At 60.6% G+C, this 24,214-nt stretch carries 25 protein-coding genes; 14 read left to right on the plus strand and 11 right to left on the minus strand.

Annotation, left to right across the window (positions count from 1 at the left end):
* Positions 1-251: 251 nt before the first annotated feature.
* A complete protein-coding gene (parE, locus tag GGQ66_RS04920) occupies positions 252-2,282 on the plus strand; it encodes a DNA topoisomerase IV subunit B (RefSeq protein WP_370686295.1) in 2,031 nt (676 codons plus the stop codon).
* 104 nt (positions 2,283-2,386) lie between these two features.
* On the plus strand, positions 2,387-3,556 hold the full coding sequence (locus tag GGQ66_RS04925; RefSeq protein ID WP_370686291.1) for an AI-2E family transporter: 1,170 nt from the start codon (positions 2,387-2,389) through the stop codon (positions 3,554-3,556).
* 10 nt (positions 3,557-3,566) lie between these two features.
* On the opposite strand, the gene GGQ66_RS04930 is transcribed toward GGQ66_RS04925, so the two are convergent.
* A complete protein-coding gene (locus GGQ66_RS04930; protein WP_183790034.1) occupies positions 3,567-4,028 on the minus strand; it encodes a GNAT family N-acetyltransferase in 462 nt (153 codons plus the stop codon).
* Positions 4,029-4,116: 88 nt separating this feature from the next.
* Here GGQ66_RS04930 and GGQ66_RS04935 point away from each other — a divergent pair, with 88 nt between their 5' ends.
* Positions 4,117-4,533, plus strand: a complete 417-nt coding sequence (locus GGQ66_RS04935) for a hypothetical protein (protein ID WP_183790036.1) — start codon at positions 4,117-4,119, stop codon at positions 4,531-4,533.
* A gap of 6 nt (positions 4,534-4,539) precedes the next feature.
* On the opposite strand, the gene GGQ66_RS04940 is transcribed toward GGQ66_RS04935, so the two are convergent.
* A complete protein-coding gene (locus GGQ66_RS04940) occupies positions 4,540-5,679 on the minus strand; it encodes a DUF2336 domain-containing protein (protein WP_183790038.1) in 1,140 nt (379 codons plus the stop codon).
* A 121-nt stretch (positions 5,680-5,800) separates the two neighbouring features.
* On the opposite strand from GGQ66_RS04940, the gene GGQ66_RS04945 reads away from it, so the two are divergent.
* Positions 5,801-6,487: an aldolase/citrate lyase/malate synthase family protein gene (locus GGQ66_RS04945; protein WP_183790039.1), complete on the plus strand. Its 687-nt coding sequence runs from the start codon at positions 5,801-5,803 to the stop codon at positions 6,485-6,487.
* Here the strand turns inward: GGQ66_RS04945 and GGQ66_RS04950 are convergent.
* Positions 6,466-7,074: a flavin reductase family protein gene (locus tag GGQ66_RS04950; protein WP_183790040.1), complete on the minus strand. Its 609-nt coding sequence runs from the start codon at positions 7,072-7,074 to the stop codon at positions 6,466-6,468. The genes GGQ66_RS04945 and GGQ66_RS04950 overlap by 22 nt on opposite strands.
* Positions 7,074-7,652, minus strand: coding sequence for a nitroreductase family protein (locus tag GGQ66_RS04955; protein WP_183790041.1), 579 nt, complete (start codon positions 7,650-7,652; stop codon positions 7,074-7,076). The genes GGQ66_RS04950 and GGQ66_RS04955 overlap by 1 nt, the downstream gene beginning before the upstream one ends.
* 70 nt (positions 7,653-7,722) lie before the next feature.
* On the opposite strand from GGQ66_RS04955, the gene GGQ66_RS04960 reads away from it, so the two are divergent.
* A complete protein-coding gene (locus GGQ66_RS04960; protein WP_237358791.1) occupies positions 7,723-8,736 on the plus strand; it encodes an RgsD C-terminal domain-containing protein in 1,014 nt (337 codons plus the stop codon).
* Between the two features lie 62 nt (positions 8,737-8,798).
* Here GGQ66_RS04960 and thrS read toward each other — a convergent pair whose 3' ends face one another.
* The 4 genes from thrS to GGQ66_RS04980 all read right to left on the minus strand — a co-directional run bounded on the left by thrS (position 8,799) and on the right by GGQ66_RS04980 (position 13,156).
* Positions 8,799-10,802, minus strand: a complete 2,004-nt coding sequence (thrS, locus tag GGQ66_RS04965) for a threonine--tRNA ligase (RefSeq protein WP_183790043.1) — start codon at positions 10,800-10,802, stop codon at positions 8,799-8,801.
* Positions 10,803-10,927: 125 nt separating this feature from the next.
* Positions 10,928-12,220, minus strand: coding sequence for an SPOR domain-containing protein (locus tag GGQ66_RS04970; protein ID WP_441397103.1), 1,293 nt, complete (start codon positions 12,218-12,220; stop codon positions 10,928-10,930).
* 116 nt (positions 12,221-12,336) lie between these two features.
* A complete protein-coding gene (yidD, locus tag GGQ66_RS04975) occupies positions 12,337-12,708 on the minus strand; it encodes a membrane protein insertion efficiency factor YidD (RefSeq protein ID WP_183790045.1) in 372 nt (123 codons plus the stop codon).
* A 4-nt stretch (positions 12,709-12,712) separates the two neighbouring features.
* Positions 12,713-13,156 (minus strand): iron-sulfur cluster assembly scaffold protein, encoded by a 444-nt coding sequence (locus GGQ66_RS04980; RefSeq protein ID WP_183790047.1) that lies wholly within the window; start codon positions 13,154-13,156, stop codon positions 12,713-12,715.
* A 240-nt stretch (positions 13,157-13,396) separates the two neighbouring features.
* On the opposite strand from GGQ66_RS04980, the gene folE reads away from it, so the two are divergent.
* The 3 genes from folE to GGQ66_RS04995 all read left to right on the plus strand — a co-directional run bounded on the left by folE (position 13,397) and on the right by GGQ66_RS04995 (position 15,576).
* The gene (folE, locus tag GGQ66_RS04985) at positions 13,397-14,014 is read left to right on the plus strand and encodes a GTP cyclohydrolase I FolE (protein ID WP_183790049.1); all 618 of its coding nucleotides are present in this window, start codon (positions 13,397-13,399) and stop codon (positions 14,012-14,014) included.
* Positions 14,015-14,041: 27 nt separating this feature from the next.
* Complete coding sequence (gene hisI / locus GGQ66_RS04990) at positions 14,042-14,494, plus strand: phosphoribosyl-AMP cyclohydrolase (protein ID WP_183790051.1); 453 nt, start codon at positions 14,042-14,044, stop codon at positions 14,492-14,494.
* 125 nt (positions 14,495-14,619) lie between these two features.
* A complete protein-coding gene (locus tag GGQ66_RS04995; protein ID WP_370686296.1) occupies positions 14,620-15,576 on the plus strand; it encodes a patatin-like phospholipase family protein in 957 nt (318 codons plus the stop codon).
* Position 15,577: 1 nt separating this feature from the next.
* Here the strand turns inward: GGQ66_RS04995 and GGQ66_RS05000 are convergent, their stop codons facing one another.
* Positions 15,578-16,318, minus strand: coding sequence for a rhomboid family intramembrane serine protease (locus GGQ66_RS05000; RefSeq protein WP_183790055.1), 741 nt, complete (start codon positions 16,316-16,318; stop codon positions 15,578-15,580).
* A 299-nt stretch (positions 16,319-16,617) separates the two neighbouring features.
* Between GGQ66_RS05000 and GGQ66_RS05005 the strand changes: the two genes are divergently transcribed.
* From GGQ66_RS05005 to GGQ66_RS05030, 6 genes are all read left to right on the plus strand, one after another.
* A complete protein-coding gene (locus GGQ66_RS05005) occupies positions 16,618-17,166 on the plus strand; it encodes a PAS domain-containing protein (RefSeq protein WP_183790057.1) in 549 nt (182 codons plus the stop codon).
* 133 nt (positions 17,167-17,299) lie between these two features.
* Entirely contained in the window at positions 17,300-17,914 is a 615-nt protein-coding gene (locus tag GGQ66_RS05010; protein ID WP_183790059.1) for a PilZ domain-containing protein, read from the plus strand.
* Positions 17,915-18,428: 514 nt separating this feature from the next.
* Complete coding sequence (locus GGQ66_RS05015) at positions 18,429-18,992, plus strand: transglutaminase-like cysteine peptidase (RefSeq protein WP_370686297.1); 564 nt, start codon at positions 18,429-18,431, stop codon at positions 18,990-18,992.
* Between the two features lie 214 nt (positions 18,993-19,206).
* Positions 19,207-19,950: a hypothetical protein gene (locus GGQ66_RS05020; protein WP_306414064.1), complete on the plus strand. Its 744-nt coding sequence runs from the start codon at positions 19,207-19,209 to the stop codon at positions 19,948-19,950.
* Positions 19,951-20,065: 115 nt separating this feature from the next.
* Complete coding sequence (locus tag GGQ66_RS05025; RefSeq protein WP_183790065.1) at positions 20,066-21,550, plus strand: SPOR domain-containing protein; 1,485 nt, start codon at positions 20,066-20,068, stop codon at positions 21,548-21,550.
* Between the two features lie 119 nt (positions 21,551-21,669).
* Positions 21,670-21,921: a hypothetical protein gene (locus GGQ66_RS05030; RefSeq protein WP_183790067.1), complete on the plus strand. Its 252-nt coding sequence runs from the start codon at positions 21,670-21,672 to the stop codon at positions 21,919-21,921.
* 9 nt (positions 21,922-21,930) lie between these two features.
* On the opposite strand, the gene GGQ66_RS05035 is transcribed toward GGQ66_RS05030, so the two are convergent.
* A complete protein-coding gene (locus GGQ66_RS05035; RefSeq protein WP_183790069.1) occupies positions 21,931-22,365 on the minus strand; it encodes a DUF1489 family protein in 435 nt (144 codons plus the stop codon).
* Positions 22,366-22,434: 69 nt separating this feature from the next.
* Positions 22,435-23,823 carry an L-serine ammonia-lyase gene (locus GGQ66_RS05040; protein WP_183790071.1) on the minus strand — a complete coding sequence of 463 codons (1,389 nt, stop codon included), beginning with the start codon at positions 23,821-23,823 and terminating at the stop codon, positions 22,435-22,437.
* Between the last annotated feature and the right edge of the window lie 391 nt (positions 23,824-24,214).

Below are 24,214 nucleotides of genomic sequence, written 5' to 3' on the forward strand. Positions count from 1 at the left end.
ATCGGCTTCAAAAGTCCCTGCGAGCCTTGCCATCCGCCGTCAGGCAAAGCAATCCTGAGAGCAGGATTTGACCCGTTGCCCGGCATTTGCGGCGTTTTGCGCGGGAACAGCGGCCTTTCCATGACATGCACCGCGCGGTTCTTTCTGGCAGAATCGCAGTGATTCGCCTGCGCAAGCATCTGTGTCAGAACAAAAGAAGCACGAGACAAGACGATCCGATGAGCGATAACAGCAACGACCTCTTCTCCAGCATGGCCCTTCCCGACCAGCCGGCGAAGCCAGCCGCACCTGCCGAACCGGCCCGCGTGCAGGCACCTGCGTCGGCCCGTCCCGCCCCCACGACATCGTCGGCCGAGGCTTATGATGCCTCGGCGATCCGTGTTCTGGAAGGTCTGGAGCCCGTGCGCATGCGTCCGGGCATGTATATCGGCGGCACGGATGAGAAGGCGCTGCATCATCTGTTCGCGGAAGTCATCGACAACTCGATGGACGAGGCCGTCGCCGGCCACGCCAATTTCATCGAGGTCTACCTCGATGCCGAGGGGTTCCTGACTGTCACCGATAACGGGCGCGGTATTCCGGTGGAAAGTCATCCGCAGGTGCCCGGCAAGTCGACACTCGAAGTCATCATGACCAAGCTGCATGCCGGCGGCAAGTTCGACGGCAAGGCCTATGAGACCTCAGGCGGTCTGCACGGCGTCGGCGTGTCCGTCGTCAATGCGCTGTCCGACCTTCTGGAAGTCGAGGTGGCACGGGGCAAGAAGCTTTACCGCCAACGGTTCTCTCGCGGTATTCCGCTCGCCGGCCTTGAAGAACTTGGCGATGTGCATAACCGCCGCGGCACGCGGGTGCGCTTCCATCCCGATCCGCAGATTTTCGGCCCGCATGCGAAATTCGACCCGGCGCGCCTCTTCCGCATGGCGCGGTCGAAGGCCTATCTGTTCGGCGGCGTCGAAATCCGCTGGAGCTGCGATCCCGCTATCCTGCCGGCAGGCGGTGAGATTCCGGAAAAAGCCGTCTTCCATTTTCCGGATGGCCTGAAGGACTACCTCGCCGCATCGATAGGCAAGGATTACACCGTGACCCGCGAAATCTTTGCCGGGCGTACGGAAAAGACCGGTGGCCATGGCGCTGTCGAGTGGGCTGTGGCCTGGTGGGGTGGTGATCAGGAAGTTCATTCCTATTGCAACACCATTCCGACCCCCGAGGGCGGTACGCACGAGGCCGGCCTGCGCATGGCGCTTCTCAAGGGCCTGAAGAATTACGCGGAGATGACGCAGAACAAGCGCGCCGCCCAGCTCACCACCGATGACGTGATGATCTCGGCCATCGGCATGCTCTCGGTCTTCATTCGCGAGCCGGAATTCGTCGGCCAGACAAAGGACCGACTGGCGACTGTGGAAGCGCAGCGCATCGTTGAAAACGCCTTGCGCGATCCCTTCGATCATTACTTGACCGGCAACCCGGGGGAAGCAGCGAAACTTCTCGACTGGGTGATCGAGCGTTCGGAAGAACGTCTGCGTCGCCGCAAGGAAAAGGAAGTCAACCGCAAGACGGCGGTGCGGAAGCTGCGTCTTCCCGGCAAGCTGGCGGATTGCTCCCAGAACACCTCCGAAGGGGCCGAGCTTTTTCTCGTGGAAGGCGATTCGGCAGGTGGCTCGGCCAAGCAGGCGCGCAACCGCGCCAACCAGGCCATTCTGCCGCTGCGCGGCAAGATCCTCAATGTTGCCAGCGCCGGGCGCGACAAGCTTGTCGCCAACCAGCAGATCGCCGATCTCATTCAGGCGCTCGGCTGCGGCACACGCTCAAAATATCGTGAGGAAGACCTGCGTTACGAGCGCATCATCATCATGACCGATGCTGACGTGGACGGCGCACACATCGCTTCGCTGCTGATCACCTTCTTCTATCAGGAGATGCCGGAGCTTATTCGCGGCAGCCACCTCTATCTCGCCGTGCCGCCACTCTACAAAATCACACAGGGCCAGAAGAGCGCCTATGCGCGTGACGATGTGCATCGTCTGGAGCTCATGGAAACCGAGTTCAAGGGGCGTGGCAAGATTGAAATCAGCCGATTCAAGGGCTTGGGTGAAATGCTGCCGGCCCAGCTCAAGGAAACCACGATGGATCCGGCACGGCGCACGCTGTTGCGCGTTGCGATCGACACCGAGGATTTCGAAGGCACGCGCGACGCCGTGGAAAACCTGATGGGCACCAAGGCCGATGCGCGGTTCCGCTTTATCCAGGAGCGCGCTGCCTTCGCCGAAAACCTCGACATCTGATTGCTGCTGTGACCTCAAAAAGGCCCTGCTTTTCTTGCAAGCGTTACACTGATGGCCCATAGATGGTGTCTGAAAATCAGCGAACGAAGAAAAGCCGACATACCTTGAACACTCAGCAACCTCCAAAAGAGAAAAGCCAGTCCCGCTGGCTTGGCCCCGCATCGCCCATTCGCATGCCGATCGTTCCGCCGATAACCGCTGCCCGCTGGCTTCTTCTGCTCATTGCGGCTGCAGGCGTTTACTTCTTCAACGGCTTTCTCGTTCCGGTTCTCGCGGCCCTTGTCATCGGCTTTGCAAGCTGGCCGATCTATCGCGACATCGTGCGCATGTCGAACGGCAACACAAAAGTTGCCGCCACGCTCGCATTGCTGGCCATCCTGTTCTTCATCGTCGTTCCCATCCTCGCGGCCGTGACCTATGCTTTCGATGAGTTGAAGGTCTGGTTTCGCTGGACACTCGAGGCCAACCGTGTCGGCGCGGAGGTTCCGCAGTGGATCACCGCCATTCCCGGTGCCGGCGAGTGGCTGACACAACAGTGGAACAAGCACATCGCCGCGCCGGGCGCCATCGGTGAACTCATCCAGCTCGTCAGCGGCGCCAATATCGGGAATATCTACCGCGCAGTGATGGCCGCGGGCGGCGGCGCGTTCCACCTGCTCCTGACACTGTTGTTCATGCTCATCGCACTGTTCTTCGTCTACAAGGATGGTGCTTCCTTCGTTGCGCAGGTCGACCTCATCGGCGAGCGCATCCTGCCCAATCGCTGGGAGCGTATTTCACGCGTTGTGCCGGCCACCATCAGCTCCACCGTCACCGGCATGACGCTGATCGCCATTGGCGAAGGCATCGTTCTCGGCGTGGCCTACTGGATCGCCGGCGTGCCCTCGCCCGTTACCTTCGGCGTCATCACCGGCATCATGGCGCTCATTCCGGGTGGCGCTCCGCTCTCCTTCACGCTGGTTTCCACCTATCTGGTCGCCAACGGTCAGCCGGTTCACGGCCTTGCGCTGTTTGCATGGGGCACGGTTGAACTGTTCATCGTCGACAAGACGCTGCGTCCCCGCCTGGTCGGCGGGCCGATCAAACTGCCGTTCCTGCCGACCTTTTTCGGTCTGGTGGGTGGCGTGAAGACCATGGGTTTCCTCGGTCTTTTCATCGGCCCGGTTCTCATGGCGCTTCTCGTCGCGATCTGGCGCGAGTGGTTGCGCGAAGTGAAGGACGAGGATACGCCGGTGATCATCACGCCCGACAAGATCGATCTGCTGCCGAAGTGAGGCTCTTCACTCAGGACAGCCGCTTTTCCATGAACAAGCTGAGCGGGTCCAGCTTGTAGCTGCCGAAGGGCGGGATTTCGACATAGCCATATTTACGGTAGAGGCCAATCGCTTCCGGCTGGCTGATACCGGTTTCGAGACGGATGGCAGTAAAGCCAATCCTGCGGGCCTCGGCGTCAAGATGCTCCATCAGACGTGCACCAATCCGCAGACCGCGCGCATCGGGATCAACGAACATCCGCTTGATCTCGGCAGTTCCCTTGCCATCGGCGACCAGCGCGACGCATCCGACAACTCTACCTTCACTGCGCGCGACATAGAAGTGAACGCCGGCCTTTTCGAGCGTGGATACGTCGACCAGATGGTTGCTTTCCGCCGGGTACAGCGACGCCATATAGGCATCGGACAATTCCAGCAAGCGCAACACGGGCGGTTGACGCGGCGGCTCTTCCTGAATGGTCACGATCGTCACGTTGGTCTCTCCTTGTCTCGCAGTCTTCTTTCCGCTTCAATTCGGTGTTCTATCCGACACGTCATCCGGTTTGGCAAGGAAAAGGCCGATGCAGGCTGCAATCATAATTATGACCATCATGGGCTGCAACGACGCCGGCGCGGGGTGTCATTACGTCGCGACCCCTGAAAAGCGTTGGCCAAGCATTGCTCTGTGCGAGGCAGCCTCCGAAGAACAGTTGAGCATCTACGCAAACCGCAGCAATTATCCGGTGCTGATGGCCGCCTGCCAGATGCCGACGGAAACCGCCACGCAAAAAACCGCAACGCCCGAAATGCCGGTCGCAGAGCCGCCAAAGACCGAACCGGTCGCGACACCGGCCCAGGTCAGCCTCACCACCCGCGCTATCGACAAAGCACGCTCGATGTTACCCAGCACGGACGGTGTCAAGACGCTCGCGAACAAGCCCGTTCGCTTCGTCGCGGACGGCTATAGCTGGGTTATCAGTGCGTTCCGGAACGACTGAAGCGGCTTATGCCGCTTCAAGAACGACGCTGCCGACATAATCGCGGGCCAGCCGCCGCTGCCGGTTGATCTCGATCTTCTCGATGATGTCGAGAAGTCCGGAGGCTGCAGAATGCGCTGCGACCCGGTCACGGAAGCGTTCGACAAGCACACCGGCAATATCGCCTTCGCCGACCAGATCATCGGTTCGACTTGCTTCCCGCCACAGCATGACCGCTTCCACGAACAACACGCTGATATCGCGGGCAAGGCCGACCGATTCGAAGAGGGCACGCACGGCATGCATACGGCCAGTCGCCAGAATCGCGCGCACACGGCGCTCTTCCAGACCCGACAGATTGCAGACCGATTCGGCGAAGAATTCGATTCGGCCCATGCAGAGCGACTGCATCAGGAAAGCCGGCGTGAGTTGCCCTGCGATCCGCATGTGTTCCACGAGTTCCGGCAGCTCTTCGCGGGCCGCCGTTCCAGCGATAACGACCGCCGCGAGATCGGATACTTCGCGAGTCAGCCGGCGAACCCGCAGGCCGCCGATCAGGTTGCGCACGAGATCAAGGTCCGCCAAAGCGGCGGCGAGTTCGGTTGCCAGAATGTGCCGGGCATCGGCGGGTAGATCGCTACGGTCCAGCAGCGCCGAGCGGATTTCGGCCACGCCACCGAAGCGTTCGGCCAGACGACGCAGGCTGATGCGACCGATTTGCGCCGTTGGATTTTCGAGCAGCACCGAAATCACTTCCGGCTCCGCCACCTCAGCGACCGCAGCCGCAACGGGCGCCGTCAACCCCTGGCGGGCTGCAATTGCGGCGCGACTGCAGGCATTGCCGCGCCCGACAAGATCGATCAGGTCTGCATCCAGAAGAACCGGCGAGACGGCGAGCACGGTTGCTGCAATCTCCGCCTGGTCATCGGCCAGCGACAGGATGATGGAGCGCGGGGAGTAGTCATCGAACGCCAGCGCTTCTGCCAGCGCCAGACGAACTGCCGGTGACGGATCGTCCAGAAGATGGGTAATGGCAATGCTCGCCGCCTTGCGCTGCTCGCCCTGCAACGAAGACTGGAGATAGGCCCGGCCCAGCGCATTGGCCGCCTTGGCTCTGTCTGCGGCCTTAGCCCCTTCCGCCCATCGAAGAAATGCCTGTACGATCACGGGAAACCTCACCGGCCAAACGGTGGTTGAGATTCCGTTTGCGCTTGGTTTCAAGCTAACGCTCAAAAGTTTATGATTGGTTCACCATATCCATTAACGCCTGTGGTTCGCGCTGAATTGTATGACCAAACTTATATTACCCTTTCCCCGAAGCTGGCTTTGGGTCGAAACCGAAACATGGGCGGATGCGCCCTTTGGCGCGGATCGATTCGTCATCGCTCCATCGGCGCTTGGGGCCGTATCCAGTCTGTCGCAAGCGTTGTGCCGGCGCACTTTTCTGCGGCTCGGTGCTCAGGACGATTCGCTGGTTACGTCCCTGCAGCGCGCCGTCGAGGTCGGATTGGCGGGCATCCTGCTAGAGGGGCCATGCCATGGCGCTGATATCCAGAAGGTCGATGTCCTGCTCTCGGCGGCAGAGGCGATGGCAGGTCAGCCTGTTGGCGACACCTCGATCGTCGCACTTGCGGGCGATCATCCGCAAAGCGTTCCTGTTCCGGGTGATCTGACGGGGAAGTCCTCCCGCCTCATCGGCATTGCCGGCCCCGGCCACGGGATGCGCGCTGCAATGTCTTTACCGAGCCTTGATGCCGAGCCGATCCGGCAGGCGCGCGGCCTGACTGTCCTTTCGGCAGTGGCAGCGGGTGTCGCTGCGCTGGCCGCTCCCGAAGCCGGCTTGACAGAAGCAGGCTTCGAATCAGCATGCGAGAAGGATCGGGCTGACGGCTTCGCCGGCAAACTGGTGGTGACGACAGCCGAAGCCGCCATCGCCAACCGCATTTTCGGCGCTCAGGGTGCCGGTGGGCGCTGAAGCGTAAAGACCTCGGCCGAGGCGTCGGTGTAATCCATGTAGCCGAGCCGGCCGATCGCGCGGGCGACCCCCATATCGAGCAGACCGTCCTTCAACGCAGCGTCATCGATATGAATGCCGACAACCTGCCCGAAGACGATGGTCGAGCCCGTTTCCTGCCCGGCCAGATCGAGCGGACGCAAAATCTGCGTGACCCTGCATTCCAGCACCGCTCTCGCTTCACCCACATAGGGTGCGTCCACCATCCGGCCGGTCACGGGCGTCAGGCCGGACAGCGCGAACTCGTCCATGCCATAGGGCGCCGGCGCTGACGTCACGTTCATCGCCTCCACGAGATCGCGGCTGACGAGGCTTGCGGTGAAGACACCGGTTTCCTCGCAATTGCGCAGGCTGTCTTTCGGATTGGTGGAGGCAAACATCACCAGCTTGGGACGATAGGAAAGCGCGTTGAAGAAGGAATAGGGTGCGAGATTGAGCGATCCGTCCCTGCCCTTCGTACCGATCCAGCCGATCGGACGCGGCGCGATGATGGCATTGAAGGGATCGTGTGGCAGGCCGTGATCGTTCTTTTCGGTTTCATAAAACATCAGGCGTCTACCCAGCTCGTGATTTCGGAGACGACCGGGCGTGCCCGATCCCCCGGATGCGTCGCCTGCGTGCCGATATGGATGAAGCCGGCAACTTTTTCGCCCGGCTGAAGGCCGAGCAACGGACGGGCGCGTTCGTCATAGGCGAACCACTGTGTCAGCCAGTTGGCGGCGTAACCAAGGGAATTGGCAGCAATTGTAAGATTATAGCAGACGGCGCCGGCGGAAAGCATCTGCTCCCATTCCGGGATCTTCGCATGGGGAGCGGCTGTCGAGAAGACGCCGATAACCACAGGAGCAAGCAGCAGACGGTTCCGCTCCAGTGTCAGCAATTCCTCGGAGGCATCGGGCCGGTCGGCCTTGACCAGTTCCACCAGCGCGTCGCTGATGCGCTCGCGCGCTTCGCGGGAATAGACGACAAAGCGCCAGGGCACGAGCTTACCGTGATCCGGCACGCGGCTTGCCAATGCCAGCAGGTCTTCGATCTCCTGACGATTGGGGCCCGGCGCGGTCATCATGGCCGGCGGCGTGGAGCGGCGGTTCCTGAGATATTCGATGAGGTTCTGGTTTTCAGACATAGTGAGACTCGTTTCCGGCAGGTGATGGTCTTGAAATTGCCACCGCATTGGTCTTGAAGTGAACATCAACATGAAAGAAGTCAACCGGCCCGACGATATGACCCCGCATTCCGTTCTCTGCCGCGCAGTTCTTGTCTGCGCCCTTTCGTCTGCCGCCGCTGCGCCGCTTATGGCGCAGGAACCTTTTTCCAGCTTCAAGAACCTCGATTCGACCATCAAGACGCCGAAGCTCAACGCCTTCGTTGATCCAGCGCTCGGGTCGGCGACCACCAATGTGCGCGAAGTCTTCATGGAAGCGCGCCTGACCAGCGATGGCGACCCCGTGCAGGAAGGCCTCGTCTGGCGCGTCTTCAGCCCCTCGCCGGGCGATGATGGCAAGCTGCCGCTTCTGGCGAGCGCCGAAGGCGGTTCAGCCGGTTTCCAGCTCATGCCGGGCGATTACTACGTCAATGTCGCCTTCGGCCGCGCCGGCGCCACCAAGAAGCTGACCGTCCCCGCCTCCGGTTCGCCGGAAAAGCAGGTGCTGGTTCTGGATGCGGGCGGTGTGGTGCTGAATGGCGTGGCCGGTAACGACATGCGCATTCCACCGGACAAGATGAGCTTCTCCGTCTATTCCTCGGATGTTCAGGATGATGGCGAGCGTGGCCTCGTGGTGGCCAACGTGCGGCCGAACATGATCGTGCGGCTCAATGCCGGCACCTATCACGTCGTTTCAGAATACGGCAACGTCAACGCCGTCGTGCGCGCCAATATCCAGATCGAGGCGGGCAAGCTGACGGAAGCGACGATTCAGCACCGCGCCGCGCAGGTGGCGTTGAAACTCGTCTCGGAGGACGGCGGCGAAGCCATTGCCGACACCGCCTGGTCGATCATGACCGGTGCCGGGGATACGGTGAGCGAAAGCGTATCCGCCTTTCCGATCCTCATTCTGGCGGAAGGCGAATATGTTGCCGTGGCCCGCAATAAGGAAAAGATCTACCAGCGCAATTTCACGGTCGAATCCGGTCGCAACATGGACGTGGAACTGGTGCTGGACAAGCACGAACTCAAAAAGCAGGACGATACGATCTCGCAGGACTTCTGACCCGCCTGCCCTCATGCAAAAGGCCCCGGAAGCATCGCTTCCGGGGCCTTTTCAATTCAGTCTCAGCCCTTTGCCTTGCGGGCTTCGGCCTTGCGCTTGAGATCCGGCGGGGTCGCTTCCCAGGCCAGACTTGAAACGGCCTCGTCGAAGGACATCGAGGTCTGTTCCTGCGAACCGAGACGGCGGATGTTGACCGTCCGCTCTTCGGCCTCCTTGCGACCGCAGACGATGATCACCGGAACCTTGGTGACCGAGTGCTCGCGAATCTTGTAGTTGATCTTCTCGTTACGGAAGTCGGTTTCAACGTGAAGACCGGCCTCGCGCAGCGCTTCCGCCACTTCATCCGCATAGGCATCCGCCTCCGAGGTGATCGTTGCCACGACGACTTGCGTCGGGGCGATCCACAGCGGCAGATGGCCAGCGAAGTTCTCGATCAGAATGCCGAGGAAGCGTTCCATCGAGCCGCAGATGGCGCGGTGGATCATGACCGGTTTGGTCTTTTCCGAGTTCTGGTCGATGTAGAAGGCGCCAAAACGTTCCGGCAGGTTGAAGTCCACCTGCGTGGTGCCGCACTGCCAATCACGACCGATGGCATCCTTGAGCGTATACTCGAACTTCGGACCGTAGAATGCACCCTCGCCCGGCAGAATGCCGGTCTTGATGCGGCCTTCTGACTCATCCTCGATGGTTTTGAGCACATCCGTCATCACGCTTTCGGCGCGATCCCACAGATCGTCGGAACCGACGCGCTTGTCCGGGCGGGTCGAGAGCTTGACGACGATCTCCTTGAAGCCGAAGTCCTCATAAACAGACAGGATCAGGTCGTTGATCTTCAGGCACTCGGCGGCCATCTGCTCGTCGGTGCAGAAGATGTGGGCATCGTCCTGCGTGAAGCCGCGCACGCGCATCAGCCCGTGCAGGGCGCCGGACGCTTCGTAACGGTGAACCGTACCGAATTCCGCGAGGCGGATCGGCAGTTCGCGATAGGACTTCAGACCGTGCTTGAAAATCTGCACATGGCCGGGGCAGTTCATCGGCTTCAGCGCAAAGACGCGGTTGTCCGCTTCCTTGTCTTCCGGGTGCGTGAAGGCATAGGCCGACTTCACCGCGAACATGTTTTCCTGATACCAGCCCCAGTGACCGGAGGTTTCCCACAACGAGGCATCGAGCACTTGCGGCGCGTTGACCTCCTCATAGTCGCCCGCCAAGCGACGGCGCATATAGGCCGTCAGTGCCTGGAACATTCGCCAGCCCTTGCCGTGCCAGAACACGACGCCCGGGCCTTCTTCCTGGAAATGGAACAGGTCCATTTCGCGACCAAGGCGGCGGTGATCGCGCTTTTCGGCTTCGGCCAGAATATGCAGGTAGCGATCCAGTTCCTCCTGGGTAGCCCAGGCGGTGCCGTAGATGCGGGTCAGCATGGCATTGTTCGAATCGCCGCGCCAATAGGCGCCGGCCACCTTCATCAACTTGAAGGCCGTGCCGATCTGGCCAGTGGAGGCCATGTGCGGACCACGACAAAGGTCGAACCATTCGCCCTGATGATAGATCTTGAGATCCTGGCCGTCCGGAATCGCGTCCACGAGTTCGACCTTGTAGGCCTCCCCCTTGGCGGCGAAGACTTCCTTGGCCTTCTCACGCGACCACACTTCGCGCGTGAACGGCGCGTTGCGGGCGATGATTTCCTTCATCTTGGCTTCGATCTTCGGCAGATCATCAGGCGTGAACGGGGTTTCGCGAGCGAAATCGTAATAGAAACCGTTCTCGATCACCGGGCCGATCGTGACCTGCGTGCCGGGCCAAAGCTCCTGCACGGCCTCGGCCATGACATGCGCGGCGTCGTGGCGGATGAGTTCCAGCGCGCGCGGATCGGTACGGGTGACGATTTCGATGGCAGCGCCGTCGGTCACGGGCGTAGACAGGTCGGCCAGATCGCCATTCAGCGTGACGGCCACTGCCTTCTTGGCCAGCGACTTCGAGATGGACTCGGCCACATCCTTGCCGGTTGCACCGGCGGGAAAGGCGCGAACGGAACCATCTGGGAATTTGAGGGAAACTTCGGTCATTGTTTTCTCCTATCCAGTCCCGCCAACCAATGCGGGTGGTCTTTGAAGGCAGCGCAAATCAGAATGCCGCCTGAACAGGCGGGTAGATAATTCTTTTCAGGGCGCGAGTAAAGCGAGGTGGCGGCTCAACGATCGGCGACGACGAAGCAGTCGATGCTCTGGCGCTTCATCTGAGCACAGGCGTTTGCAGCACTCTTGCCGCTGTCAAAGCCCGAAAACCGCACCCGATAAAAGGTGCTGACGTCACCCTTGAACACTTCGACTGCGCTCTGGGCGGAAAGCCCGGAGGCACGCAGCGCATTTGAAGCCTTGGTCTGCAATTGTGTGGCCGACGCGCGATCTGGCAACGAGCCCACCTGAATGCGCCAAATCCCGCCGCCAGTGGAAGCAACCGGTTCGCCACCATCACCCTGCTCCACGACTTCCGCATGGGCAAGAGAAGGTGCTTCGGACGGCGTGACGGCCGCAAAAGCCGCCGGACGCTCGTTCGGCACGGGCGCAAGACCGCTGCGCAATGATGTGTTGCCGGCTTCGGCAACGACGACGGGAGCCGGAACGGGTGCGGGAGCGGTTTTGCGAACGGGTGCCGCAGATGCCGTTATCGTGCCGCCGGTGGAAAAACGGGTGAGCAGGGACGCCATCAATTCGTCGCGCTTGCGGGCCGATGTGCCGCCGAGAACCGCGCCGACCAGTTGCTTGCCATCTGCATTCAACGAAGACACGAGATTGTACCCGGAAACAGAGGTGTAACCGGTCTTGATGCCGTCAACGCCGTTATAGCGATACATGAGGTTGTTGTGGCCACGATAGGTGCGTCCGCGAAAGCTGAAGGAAGGCTGTGAAAACAGTGCATATTCGCGCGGATAGTCACGCCGCAGCGCCAACCCGAGAACCGTCATGTCGCGGGCCGTCGTGACCTGCTGGGTGCGGTCGGTCAATCCGGACGGGTTGGCGAATACCGTGTCCTTCATGCCGATCTTGCGGGCGCGCTGCGTCATGACGCGCGCGAACTGCGCTTCCGAGCCCGACAGGAACTCCCCCATCGCGGTCGCGACATCGTTGGCGGAAAGCACGATCATGCTGTCCACGGCCTCGCGCACGCTGATGGTGTCGCCAGGCTTCACGCCGAGTTTCATCGGAATCTTGGCGGCCGCATTCTTCGAGATCGGCACACGGGTCGCCCAACTGATCTTGCCGCTCTTGAGCGCCTCGAAGGTCAGATAAACGGTCATCATCTTGGCAAGCGATGCGGGCGGATGCAGGCGTTGGCCATCGTCCTCGCCGATGATACGGCCCGTTTTCGCATCCAGCATGGCCCAGGACGATGCGGCGCTGGCAACCGACGATACGGTAATCGCAGCGACGCAAACCGTCATCGTCAAGCCCATATGCCGGAGCGTTCCCTTGCCTGATGTCATGATTGCGACTCCTGAATCTGCCTGCCTTGGTCCGGCTCTTTTACGTGGCTTGATGGTCAGAATGAGACAGCCGGCATTCTTTTCCGGCGACTTTCGTCAATATTACTAACGAAAGCTTAACCGGCGCTGTCTTGATGGCGGCCCGCCAGCCAGTAACGCCATGGCTTCCACCAGACGAAGGCGGCCGGCAAGACCTCCGGCACGGGATCAAATCCCCAGGTGCCGCCCGGACCACAGCGTCCGACCCTGAAAAGCGTGAGAAAGCCGCCTGCCCAAAGGCCGTGGCGGGCAATGGCCTCGTAACCATATTCCGAACAGGTCGGCATATGGCGGCAATGATTGCCGATGAGGCTGGAGAGCGTGAGTTGGTAGGCCCGGATGAAGGCCATGCCGAAAAGCCGGGCCGGCGTCTTGCGAAACGGCCCCTGCCAATTGCGTGACGAGCCCTGTGGGCGTTGCGGATGCGGCTCGCCGCAGGAGGAACACATGCGCTCAGACCTCTTCGGCCGTCTTCTTTGCCGCTATGTCGGCGATGGCGCCGAGCGTCGCCTCAAAAGTGAGCATGGTGGAGGCGTGGCGAGCCTTGTAATCGCGGACGGGTTTTAGGAAACGCATGTCCTCGAAGCGGCCCTCCGGCCCCTCGCCGTCCTCCTTCAGCATGGCGAGCATGGCATCGCGGGCCTCAGCGATTTCTGTAACGCTCGCGCCCACCACATGCCGGGCCAGAATGGAGGCCGAAGCCTGACCAAGCGCGCAGGCTTTCACCTCATGGGAAAATGCAGAAACGGTGTCGCCATCCAGCTTGAGGTGCACGCGAATGCGCGACCCGCAAAGTTTCGATTGCCGCTCGGCATAACCCTGCGCATCAGGCAGAACGCCTGTCAGCGGCAGATTGCCGGCAAATTCGAGAATCTTCGCATTATATATGTCGTCCATGCCGCTATTGGTCCCGTTTTCCCCGTATTCGGGAAACAGTCCGTCACATCCGCGACGGGTTTCTTCGTGTTCTTCTACATGATATGGAACTTTCACGCTAGGAAAGCAAAGCTTCCGGCAACGCTTTGCAAATTGAAATGGAATACCTTGAAAATTGTGTGATCCGGGGCCAGATACCCGGCGTAGTAACCGGTCGGGCGATAGCGCAGGAGCGCATGCCGAACGGAGCGGAGACTGAATATGGATGCCGTCGTGAAAAACCTGAAAAGCCTTGCCGCCCATTCGCAAAATCCGACGCGCGAGGAAGCGGAAGAGGCTGTCCGTGTTCTGCTTCGCTGGGCCGGTGATGACCCGACGCGCGAAGGGCTGCTCGATACGCCGAAGCGTGTCGTCGATGCCTATCGCGAGTTGTTCGCAGGCTACAAGGCAGATCCGGCGGAAGCGCTTGGCCGCACTTTCGAGGAAGTGGGTGGCTACGACGACATGGTTCTCGTGCGCGACATTCCGTTCTTCTCCCATTGCGAACATCACATGGTGCCGATTATCGGCAAGGCGCATGTGGCCTACAAGCCGGATGGTCGTGTTCTCGGTCTTTCCAAGATCGCCCGCATCGTGGAGGTCTTCGGTCGCCGCCTGCAAACGCAGGAAACCATGACCGCGCAGATCGCCGACGCCATCGAGACCAACCTCAAGCCGAAGGGTGTTGCGATCATCATCGAGGCCGAGCATCTGTGCATGGCGATGCGCGGTGTGCAGAAGCAGGGCTCTACCACCCTGACGACCAGCTTCACCGGCATTTACAAGACCGATCCCGCCGAACAGGCGCGGTTCATGATGACCTTGCGCGGCCTGCGTTGAACGCAGCCGCCTGCCCGCGAGACTGACATGACCATCACTTTTGCTCCCCCCTCCGCATCGAAGAGCGAACTCGAGGGTGCCGGTTCCTTTACGCCGAAGTTCGACGCGCACGGCCTCGTGACGGCCGTGGTGACGGATGCGCGCGATGGCGAACTGCTGATGGTTGCTCATATGAATGCGGAGGCGCTGGCGCTGACCATCGAAACCGGTGTGGCCCATTACTACAGCCGCTCGCGCGGCAAGCTGTGGAAGAAGGGCGAGACCTCCGGCAATCTCCAGACCGTGACCGAAATCCGGACGGATTGCGATCAGGATGCGGTCTGGCTGAAGGTCAGTGTCGCCGGCCATGATGCGACGTGCCACACCGGGCGCCGCTCCTGCTTTTACCGCACCGTTCACCTCCAGGACGGCAAGGCCAATCTGGACATCACCGACGATCACCGGCATTTCGATCCCGACACGATCTATTCAGCTTCATAACGGCGCCGTTTCGTTCCGACACGCCTGTTGGACCCAAACGGCACCGATAAACCGATTGTCAACCCAAGTCTGCGCTATACTATGATGCAGAAACGGCATTTGCCGCTTGGAGGAGCGCAATCATGTTGTTGAACTGGCCACGTCATCGCCCCAATACACCGCCTGCCAGTGGAGACCACGGGCCGGGTATGTCTGGCCCCGAACTCCCTGTCATTCCGCAGCCCGTCCACAAGACACCGATTGCGCTTGCGCTGGGAGGCGGCGCTGCCCGCGGATGGGCGCATATCGGTGTTCTGCGCGCGCTGGATGAAGCCGGCATCGAAGTGGGCATGATTGCGGGTACATCGATCGGCGCACTGGTCGGCGGCTGTTATCTGGCCGGCAAGCTCGACGAACTGGAAGATTTTGCGCGCTCGCTCACCATGCGCCGCATTGCGGGCCTGCTCGATCTCACCATCGGTGGCGGTGGCCTTCTCGGCGGCATGCGTCTTACGCGCCGCATGCAGGAGCATCTGCAAGAACTGAATATCGAGGACCTCGACCGCCGTTTCGTCGCCGTCGCCACCGAACTGAACACGGGTCACGAAGTCTGGATCGAGTCAGGCTCGCTGATTACGGCGCTGCGCGCCTCCTACGCCCTGCCCGGCATTTTCGAACCGGTACATTGCAACAACCGCACGCTCGTCGATGGCGCGCTCGTCAATCCCGTACCGGTCAGCGTCTGCCGTGCGCATGAACAGCTTCTCGTCGCCGCTGTGAACCTGCATTACGATTCCTACGGCCGCTCGGCAGTCATTAAGCACACTGCCGCCATTCCGGATACCGACGAACAGCGCAAGGAAGCCCGCCGCGACCGGCTGGGCCTGCCCGGCGTGATGGTCCAGTCCTACAACATCATTCAGGATCGTATTTCGCGCGCCCGTCTGGCTGGCGACCCACCGGATCTGGCGCTGCAGCCGCGCGTCAGCGATATCGGCCTGTCGGAGTTCCACCGCGCCGCCGAAACCATCGAGCGTGGCTATCAGGAAGCGCAGTTACGTATCAGCGAACTGAAGCGGCTTCAAGAAGCCTTCGCGCGTTAGTTCAGATCGCCCGGCGCGGTTGCGGATCGAAGAGGCCAAAGCAGAGAAAGCCGAAGGCAAAACCGCCAAGATGCGCATCCCAGGCGATGTTCCCCTCCATCTCGCCGAAAAGCGGTACCCCCAACCCGACCACCAGATTGCCGAACAGCCAGAGCAGCACGAAGATCGCAACCGTGCGGTTCTTGAAAACGACCGTGAGGGGTTGGCGCGGATAGAGATGGCCGAAGCGAGGATTATATGTCCCCCCGGAAGCTGGAAAGGCAAAACGGCAGGCACCGCCCATCAGGGCCGAAATCACCCCGGAAGCGCCAACCAGAAGCGTCGGATCTCCCCAGTTCAAAGCCGCATGCAGCGCCGCAGCCGCCACCGCCGACAAAATCCAGAACACGACATAGCGACCTGTCCCGATTCGGCGCACGACAGGTGTGCCAAAAGCGGCCAACCACAGGCCATTGAACAGAAGATGCTCCCAGCCACCATGCAGAAGCGAGTAAGTGAGCGGCGTCCACAACCATTCGAGGTTCTGCTCCGCCAGCGGATAGACATAGCGCACCGGGCTGAAAGCAAGGCTGATGACGAGGGCTTCGCTGGCGCTTTCAGGCAGCAGATAATCCTGCAACAGAAAGAGCGCGACGAGGAGCAGGATCGATACGGTAATCGCCGGTGGAAAATTGAAAATCGGCTCACGGCGCGGCGGTTGTTCATCAGAAGTTGCTGAAAAAACGGGAGGTTCACTCGTCATTGCCGCAAACTCCTGTTGAGCCCCAAGCAGCCCGCTGGCCGGATTTCCAAAAAAAAGGCCGTCCGGATGAAACCGGACGGCGCCTGCGAAGACCGAAGGTTTCGCTGTAATTTATGTGTGCTGAAGGCAAGGCCTTCGAAGAGATGAACACCCTATGCCACGGTGACCTGAATCGCGCAACGTAAACCATTCCTTAACCTTAACATTCGAACGCGAAAGGTGCCACGCGCATCTGGCACGCTTTTCGCTGCGTCCTTCCTCACAATCGGCATAAGGCCGAAATGAAAACGGGTGTTCACATGTATCAGCGTATGACCTGTCGCGATATTTATGCCTATTGGGATGCATTGCGCGGCGAAGCCGCTTCGCCGATGCGCAGCCAGATCGAGCCGGCGGCCATACGAATGGCGCTGCCGGATCTCTTCATGCTCGAATCGACAGCGGAAGGCGACCTGTCTTTCCGTCTGGTCGGCACGCGCATGTGCGCGCTTTTCGGCCGGGAGTTACGCGGACACTCCTTCGACGACCTTTGGGCAGGCGGCCCTAACAGCAATCCTGTCGATATTGCCCAGGGCGTCATCGCTCACGAAAGCCCGGTTCTGATGAACCTGCTCGGCTTCTTCCACGATGGCGAGACATCGCGGTTCGAAATGCTGCTCCTGCCCATCCGCTCGGCGGAAGGTCTCTGCGACCGATTGATGGGTGCATTGGTTCTCGAACCCGGCGAACCAAACCTCCTCACCGCGCAGACGCTGCGTTATCTCTATTTGGAGCGCAGTCGCCCGCTGAAAGGCGCGCGTCCAGCGGCGACAACCGGCACGCCGAGGAATCAATCCGCAGCGCTTTGAAGACTGAGACTGAGCTTGAGGCCTGCCGACCAGAGGAACAGACGCACGAAATTATTGATCGCGAACCGGAAACAGCTTCTTAACCGTTGCCACGCTAGTTTGCCCCTTAGAATCCGCTGGGAAACTGTCTCCAATGCTCACACATACATCCGCCCGCGCCGTCTTTGCCAAGCGACCGGACATCAAGGAGGCTTTTCACCGCGTGTCGGTGAATCTTCCGGGACGGATGATGCTTGCCGATCGCACGGAACACGATTGCTCTGCTGTCGATATGTCACCGGGCGACGCAGTTATTACGGCTCCCAGACTGCCGAAAATCGGTGAGCGCGTTATTGCCTACATTGATCATATCGGGCGCCTCGAGGGAACCGCCCTGTCCCTGCCCGACCGCAACTCTTTCATCATGTCGATCGTGGCGACAGAGCGGAAGCGCGAGAAGCTCGCCGCCCAGCTCACCTGGATCGCCAATCGTCATGAACTCGGTCTGCCGGAAGACCGCCGTCATGACCGCCTGACGCCGCGCCGCACACTGACCGAAATCACCATCGAAGACGGCCGCAAGATCGCCTGCCGCCTCATCGACCTTTCTCTCTCCGGCGCCGCCGTCGATATGGACGGTCGCTTGCCGATCGGCACGCCAGTTCGCCTCGGCAGCCTGCGCGCGCGCGTCGTCCGCCACTTCGCCGATGGCATCGCAGTCGAATTCAGCGCCGTCCAGACGCGCGAGTCGCTGGCCGAATTCCTTTGATCATTCCCCACCGCGTTTTCTCAGCCTGACAACGGTGGCGACACCGGGCAACGTACATTTGCGGTGAAGCCGCCTCCCCTTCTTGCCGTTTTCCCGGTGATTTCGCATTTTTTGCGGCTTCACGAGCGCGCTTTCCGTCTCCACTTCTGATCGGCCGACCGCCGAGATCCAAAAGCACACGCCATACCCCGCCCGGCGCCTCGCCCGCCTGTGCCGCGCCATTCTGCGATAGGCCCGTCGGGAAAATAACGCTTTACGTCCATGGGTTTGCGCATTCGAACGCGGCATTTGTTTCTAATTTTAAGGGTATTCACTTCAAATTCGATGAAATAACAACTCAATTTTACATCGAATTTAATTTTGATTTTATTCTTGTTTTTGCTTGTTTTGTACTTAATTATACTTCGGTGTTTTGCGTGATATAAAATCGTTCATGGCAATGTCTTCCCAACAAAAGGGGAGACGACCAATGAACAAGAAAGCCGCCATACTCGGTGCCGGCATGATTGCCTGCATGACATCGCTTCTGCCGCATGCCGCCTATGCCCTGCCGCCGATCATGCGCATCACTGGCGCGGCCAACCCGCCGATTGGCCATTATGAATTCTGCAAAGCCAATGCGGCCGAGTGCCGCCCAACGGGGGGCGATGCGGGGCCCATGACACTGACCGAGCAGCGCTGGCAGACCATTCTGGACGTCAACTACACCGTGAACACCGAAATCCAGCCGATGACGGATCAGGAGATCTATGGCGTAGAGGAGCGCTGGGCCTATCCGACCACCGCAGGCGACTGTGAGGACTACGTTCTCGAGAAGCGCAAGCGGCTGATGGAACGCGGTTTCTCACCCAGCGACCTTCTGATTACCGTTGTGCTGCAGCCCAACGGCGATGGCCATGCCGTTCTGACCGTGCGCACGGATCGCGGCGAGTTTATCCTCGACAACATGCGCAACAAGGTCTCTCTCTGGTCGGAAACGGAATACACATTCCTCAAGCGGCAGGCGAACGACGATCCGGGCCGCTGGGTCAAGATCCGGGATGGTCGCGCCACGGCCGTGGGTAGCGTTCGCCCCTAATGCGCTTCGCTCCGTAATTTCGCATCGGCTTCTCAAGGGCCATGCGTTTGAAAAGCCGGCTCCTCCGTGTCCCCGGGAGCCGGCTTTTTGCTTGCTTCCGACTCGTGTTTACAGATCATTAACCATGTTGGTGAAACGTCAAAGCCGTCATCCCAAAGGGAATCGGGCGCATGATGCACCGATAGACGACGTTAAGCGCGGGACAGGCATGAGCATGACAACCGATCCTATTCAGGAAACACCCCTGCTCTCCGGCCGCGCGCTGCGGATTACCATCGTTGTCGTCGGTCTGCTCGTTCTGTTGCTTGTGGCCATCAATGTGATCGGCCGTCGGCTTGGGGAAACGATTGCGCTCGCCGGCCACACGACGAGCACAGACATCTACGACATCACCATTGGCCCCGACCGGCTGTCATTGGTTGCCAATACCATCCGCTTCCCTCAAGCACGTGCTCATGGGGCGACAGACCGCATCGATCTCTATCTGGCCTGGCCTGAAATGACAGGATACAGCGCGGAAACGAGCCATCGGTTCAACGATCTCTCGCGCCCGGGACAACTCATCTTCATTCAACTCGGTCAAAGTACCATGTCGCGCGATATGTCCGGGCGACTGGAGCCCATTTATAGAGATCTTTTCGAAGGCGAGGAAAGGCCGCTGGAGGCAGGTCTCGTGCTGCATCATCTGCGCAAGGACAGCGGCTATGCCGGTGAGGTCATGATTACCGGCAAGAGAAACGGCCAACCTGATTACGCCGTGCGCTGCATTCTGCCGGAAGATCCGCATCTGGCCACGAATGCCGATTGCCAGCGGGATATCTTCGCAGGGCACGACCTGACTGTGCTTTACCGGTTCTCCAGCACGCTACTGCGGGATTGGCAGGCCGTGGACGAGGCCGTCCGCACCTATATCGATGCCCGGCTCATCCACGCCGGGGCTTTGCAGCAAGATCGCTAAAAAGCCTTCGACCATCGCAAGCTTTTCTTCATCATAAACCTCTTGGTAACGCCAATTGTCCTAAAGTGTTGAGAACGGTCGACGGGGCTTCGGCTGGAAAAGTACGCAACAGTAAATGAGTAAAGTGGTGTTCAAGGCATCTTCGAGCGAATCCGCCGGCAAGCGTTTTCATGCGGTTGTCACCAAGGTTGCAGGAATGGCGACGGCGGCATTTCTTGTGATTTCGGCGACTGCATCTCCCGCAAGTGCCGACCCGAAATATGCTGGCATCGTGGTCGATGCACGTTCCGGCAAGGTCCTTTACAGTGAAGATGCCGATAGCCTCCGCTATCCGGCTTCACTCACCAAAATGATGACCCTCTACCTGACATTCGAGGCTCTGGAAGCCAAACGGATCTCGCTGACGACGTCGGTCCCGGTGTCAAAGAACGCTGCTGCCGAACCTCCGTCCAAGTTGGGTGTGCGCGCGGGTGGCTCCGTAACGGTCGAGCAGGCCATTCTGGCGCTCGTCACCCGTTCTGCCAACGATATGGCAACCGCCCTGGGTGAACTGATCGGGGGGTCCGAAGCCCGCTTCGCTCAGATGATGACGAACAAGGCCCATGCGCTTGGCATGACGCGCACCACCTATCGCAATGCCAACGGCTTGCCGAACACGGCGCAGATGACAACGGCGCGCGATCAGGCTCGCCTCGGCCTTGCTCTTCGCCAGCATTTTCCGCAGTATTACGGCTACTTCTCCACCCGCAGCTTCGCTTTCGGCAAGCAGGTCATCGGCAACCACAATCGCCTTCTCGGCAATGTGCGCGGTGTCGACGGTATCAAGACGGGTTACACCCGCGCAGCCGGCTTCAATCTTGTGACCTCCGCGCAGGCCGACGGCCGGTCGATCGTCGGCGTCGTCATGGGTGGCAAGAGTGGTGGTGCCCGCGACCAGCAAATGCGCAATCTCGTGGCAACCTACATGCCTCAGGCTTCGCGCGGGCCGATCAAGGACAGCGACCAGATCGCAGCGATCCGCCCCGCCTCTCCGGTTGCTGATGAGCCGGTGCGTCAGGCCGCAGCGCCGGTTTCCGCAACACCGTCTCTGGCCAAGGTGGCGGCATCGACCGCACCTGCGTTGCCTGCGGCCGTTCCGGTTCCGGAAAATCGTTACTCCGCCGATAACGACGCAAAGTCGGCCTATGTTGCGCAGCTTAGTCAGGCACAGATCAAGGTTTCCGCACCGGTTGCCGCTGCGCTTGGCTCCGCGCGCGTGCCGGCCCAGCTTCCCGGCGTGACGTCGAAATCCGAAGTGCCTGATGTCGACCGCACGACGACGGCTTCCACGCGCACCTCCGCTGTCAGTGCCGACAGCGGCTGGGTGATCCAGATCGGCGCTGCTCCTGACAAGGGTGCCGCCATGGACCTGCTGCAGTCCGCCAAGGACAAGGGGGGCCCGGTTCTTCGTTCCGCAACACCGTTCACCGTGGCCTTCAACGCCAACGGTTCGCAGATCTACCGCGCTCGCTTCGGCGGCTTCGGTGACCAGAAGGCAGCCGTGAACGCCTGCAACGAATTAAAGAAGAAGGGCATCAACTGCTGGGCATCTCTCCAGTAAGGCCAGGTCGGGGGCGTCGTGGTCGGGCGCCCTGGCCAAAAACTCAATGCGCCTGCCCTTTTCTTTCGGGCATGACGTTCCCGGTATCCTCGATCTGTATTGCGTAAACGAGGCTTGCAATGGCAAACAATGAAAGCGTTCCGGGCAAGGCCCGCCTTCAGGGCGGTTTCTCCCTTCACCCGCTGCACGAAGCTGCGCTGCGGATTGCGGAATTCGGGCTCATGAAGCCCAAGGCCCGAACGAAGGATCTCGTTACTCTGCTCGTCAGCCACGGCGCACGCGCCTGGCGCAGCAGTCAGCCCGAGGTGAACGTCCATCTCCACGTTTCCATTCAGGGCGGCCGCCGGCCTGTCCACCTGCGCCTGCGCTGATTTCGGGCGTCAAAGCAGGCCGAGTTCGGCAAGCTCCCGGCGCAACGCCTCCGGCATTTCCGCCTCGCCAGTCTGCGCACCGAGATCGCGTGGCACATCCTCGGCCTTGTAATAACGCCAACCCTGGAAGGGCCGTTTCGGCTGCGGCGCGGTTTCGATGACGTTCGGTGCCAGCACGATATCGCAATAGGAAATGCCATCCGCACCCTGGACCGCGTCCAGTCCAAGGATCTGCTGCCGCGCGGCCACCTGCCCCTTGATCACCCAATAAAGCGACCCGCCATCGAGTATCTCCTCGGCGCGCTTCGGCATCATCCGGGTGCGGTGGCGGCTATGCGGCTCCAATCCGGCAGCCATAGCCGTGAGCGCACGATCGGCAACCCATTCCTTGAGGTCGGTGACGCTGTCGGCCCCGACGCATAGCTTGATCATGTGGAGCGTCATAGGCTTTTTGAATTCCTTTTCTCCGCTTCGGTCAAGGTCGCCGGCGCACTGCTCCACAAGGCATGGAACTCAGCATTCGACGACATTGACCGCCAGCCCACCCGTCGAAGTCTCCTTGTAGCGCTCGCTCATGTCGAGCCCGGTCTGCCGCATCGTCTCGATGCAGGCATCGAGCGGCACGAAATGGGATCCGTCGCCCTTCAGCGCAAGAGATGCCGCCGTGACAGCCTTGACCGCACCCATGGCATTGCGTTCGATACAGGGCACCTGAACGAGGCCACCCACGGGATCGCAGGTCATGCCGAGGTGATGCTCCAGCGCGATCTCGGCGGCATTTTCCACCTGCGCAGGGGTACCGCCCAAAACAGCGGCGAGCCCGGCCGCCGCCATGGCGGCGGCTGACCCGACCTCTCCCTGACAGCCGACCTCTGCACCGGAGATCGAGGCATTGTGTTTGATGATGCCGCCGATTGCGGCGGCGGTGAGCAGGAAATCCCGCACCTCAGGACATCCGGCCTCCGCGTTGAAGCGCAGGAAAAACCTGAGCGTCGCCGGGATGACGCCCGCCGCACCATTGGTCGGCGCGGTCACGACACGGCCGCCGGCGGCATTCTCTTCATTTACGGCCATGGCATAAACGCTCAGCCAATCATTGGCGAGCAGGGGATTGGGGCGGTTGTTGCGCCATTCCGTTTCCAGCCGCTCTAGCATGTCACGGGCACGGCGGCGAACCTTCAGCCCACCCGGCATGATACCGCCCTGCCGCAGACCACGGTCGATGCAGCCCGCCATTGCGGCCCAGATGGCGTCCAGACGAGCGTCCAGCACGGCGGGCTCCATACGACATTCTTCATTGGCGCGCTTCATGGCAGCAATGCTCTGGCCGGATGCGGCGGCCATGGCGAGCATTTCCCGCGCATTGGCGAAGGGATAGGGAACATCGGCGACCGCTGCCTTGCCGCCTGCGATCCGCCACGTTTCCAGTTCGTCCTCGGTCAACACAAAGCCGCCGCCGATCGAATAATAAACCCGCCGCAGGACGAGTTCACCCGTCGCATCATGCGCGCGGAAGATCATGCCATTCGCGTGGCCGGGCAAGGCAACGGCTCGATCAAAGACAAGGTCGATGGCAGGATCGAAGGCATAGGCCCCGTGCCTGGGCGGATGAACCTGGCCAGTACCCGCAACTTCGGCAAGCTTCGGATCCATCGTGTCCGGGTCAACCGTTTCGGCGCGTTCGCCCGTCAGTCCCAGAATGACCGCCCGCCCCGTGCCGTGGCCGATCCCGGTATAGGCCAGCGAGCCATGGAGGCTGACGCTCAGCCGCCTCGCCTTTCCGGCAGCGCCGGTCAGCAAAAGATCGTCGAGAAAGCGGTTGGCCGCCGTCATCGGTCCCATCGTATGGGAACTGGAAGGGCCTATGCCAATCTTGAAAACATCGAAAACGGAAAGGAACATGGCGGTACGGGCATCCGGATCAGGCGCTGATCCACCCAATACTGCCCCAAATGCGCCAGAGCTGAAAGCCCTCGATTCCACGCGCCCTTGAAAAGAAAATGGCGCGGCCCTGAATGGGCCTGCGCCACCGAATGCAATCCTGCCTGCACGAAATTCAGATGCCGCCGAAAAGGAACGCAACGGCCATGAGGCCGACGATTGCGAAAAGGGCGCGAGCGGTCACGCCCCAGCAAGACTTCTGCACGGTGTCTTCCATGATGACTCCAGATTCGGAACAGGACGTCCGCATTGGCGGCGTCATGGCCTTTCATCTATTAAAATTTCGTAACCGTGACAACAGTCAAAAAAGGCAGAACTGTGACCATATTTGCCGTCCAGCTATGCATTGGGA

It is taken from the genome of Allorhizobium borbori (genome assembly GCF_014196535.1).
GTDB classification, from domain to species: domain Bacteria; phylum Pseudomonadota; class Alphaproteobacteria; order Rhizobiales; family Rhizobiaceae; genus Ectorhizobium; species Ectorhizobium borbori.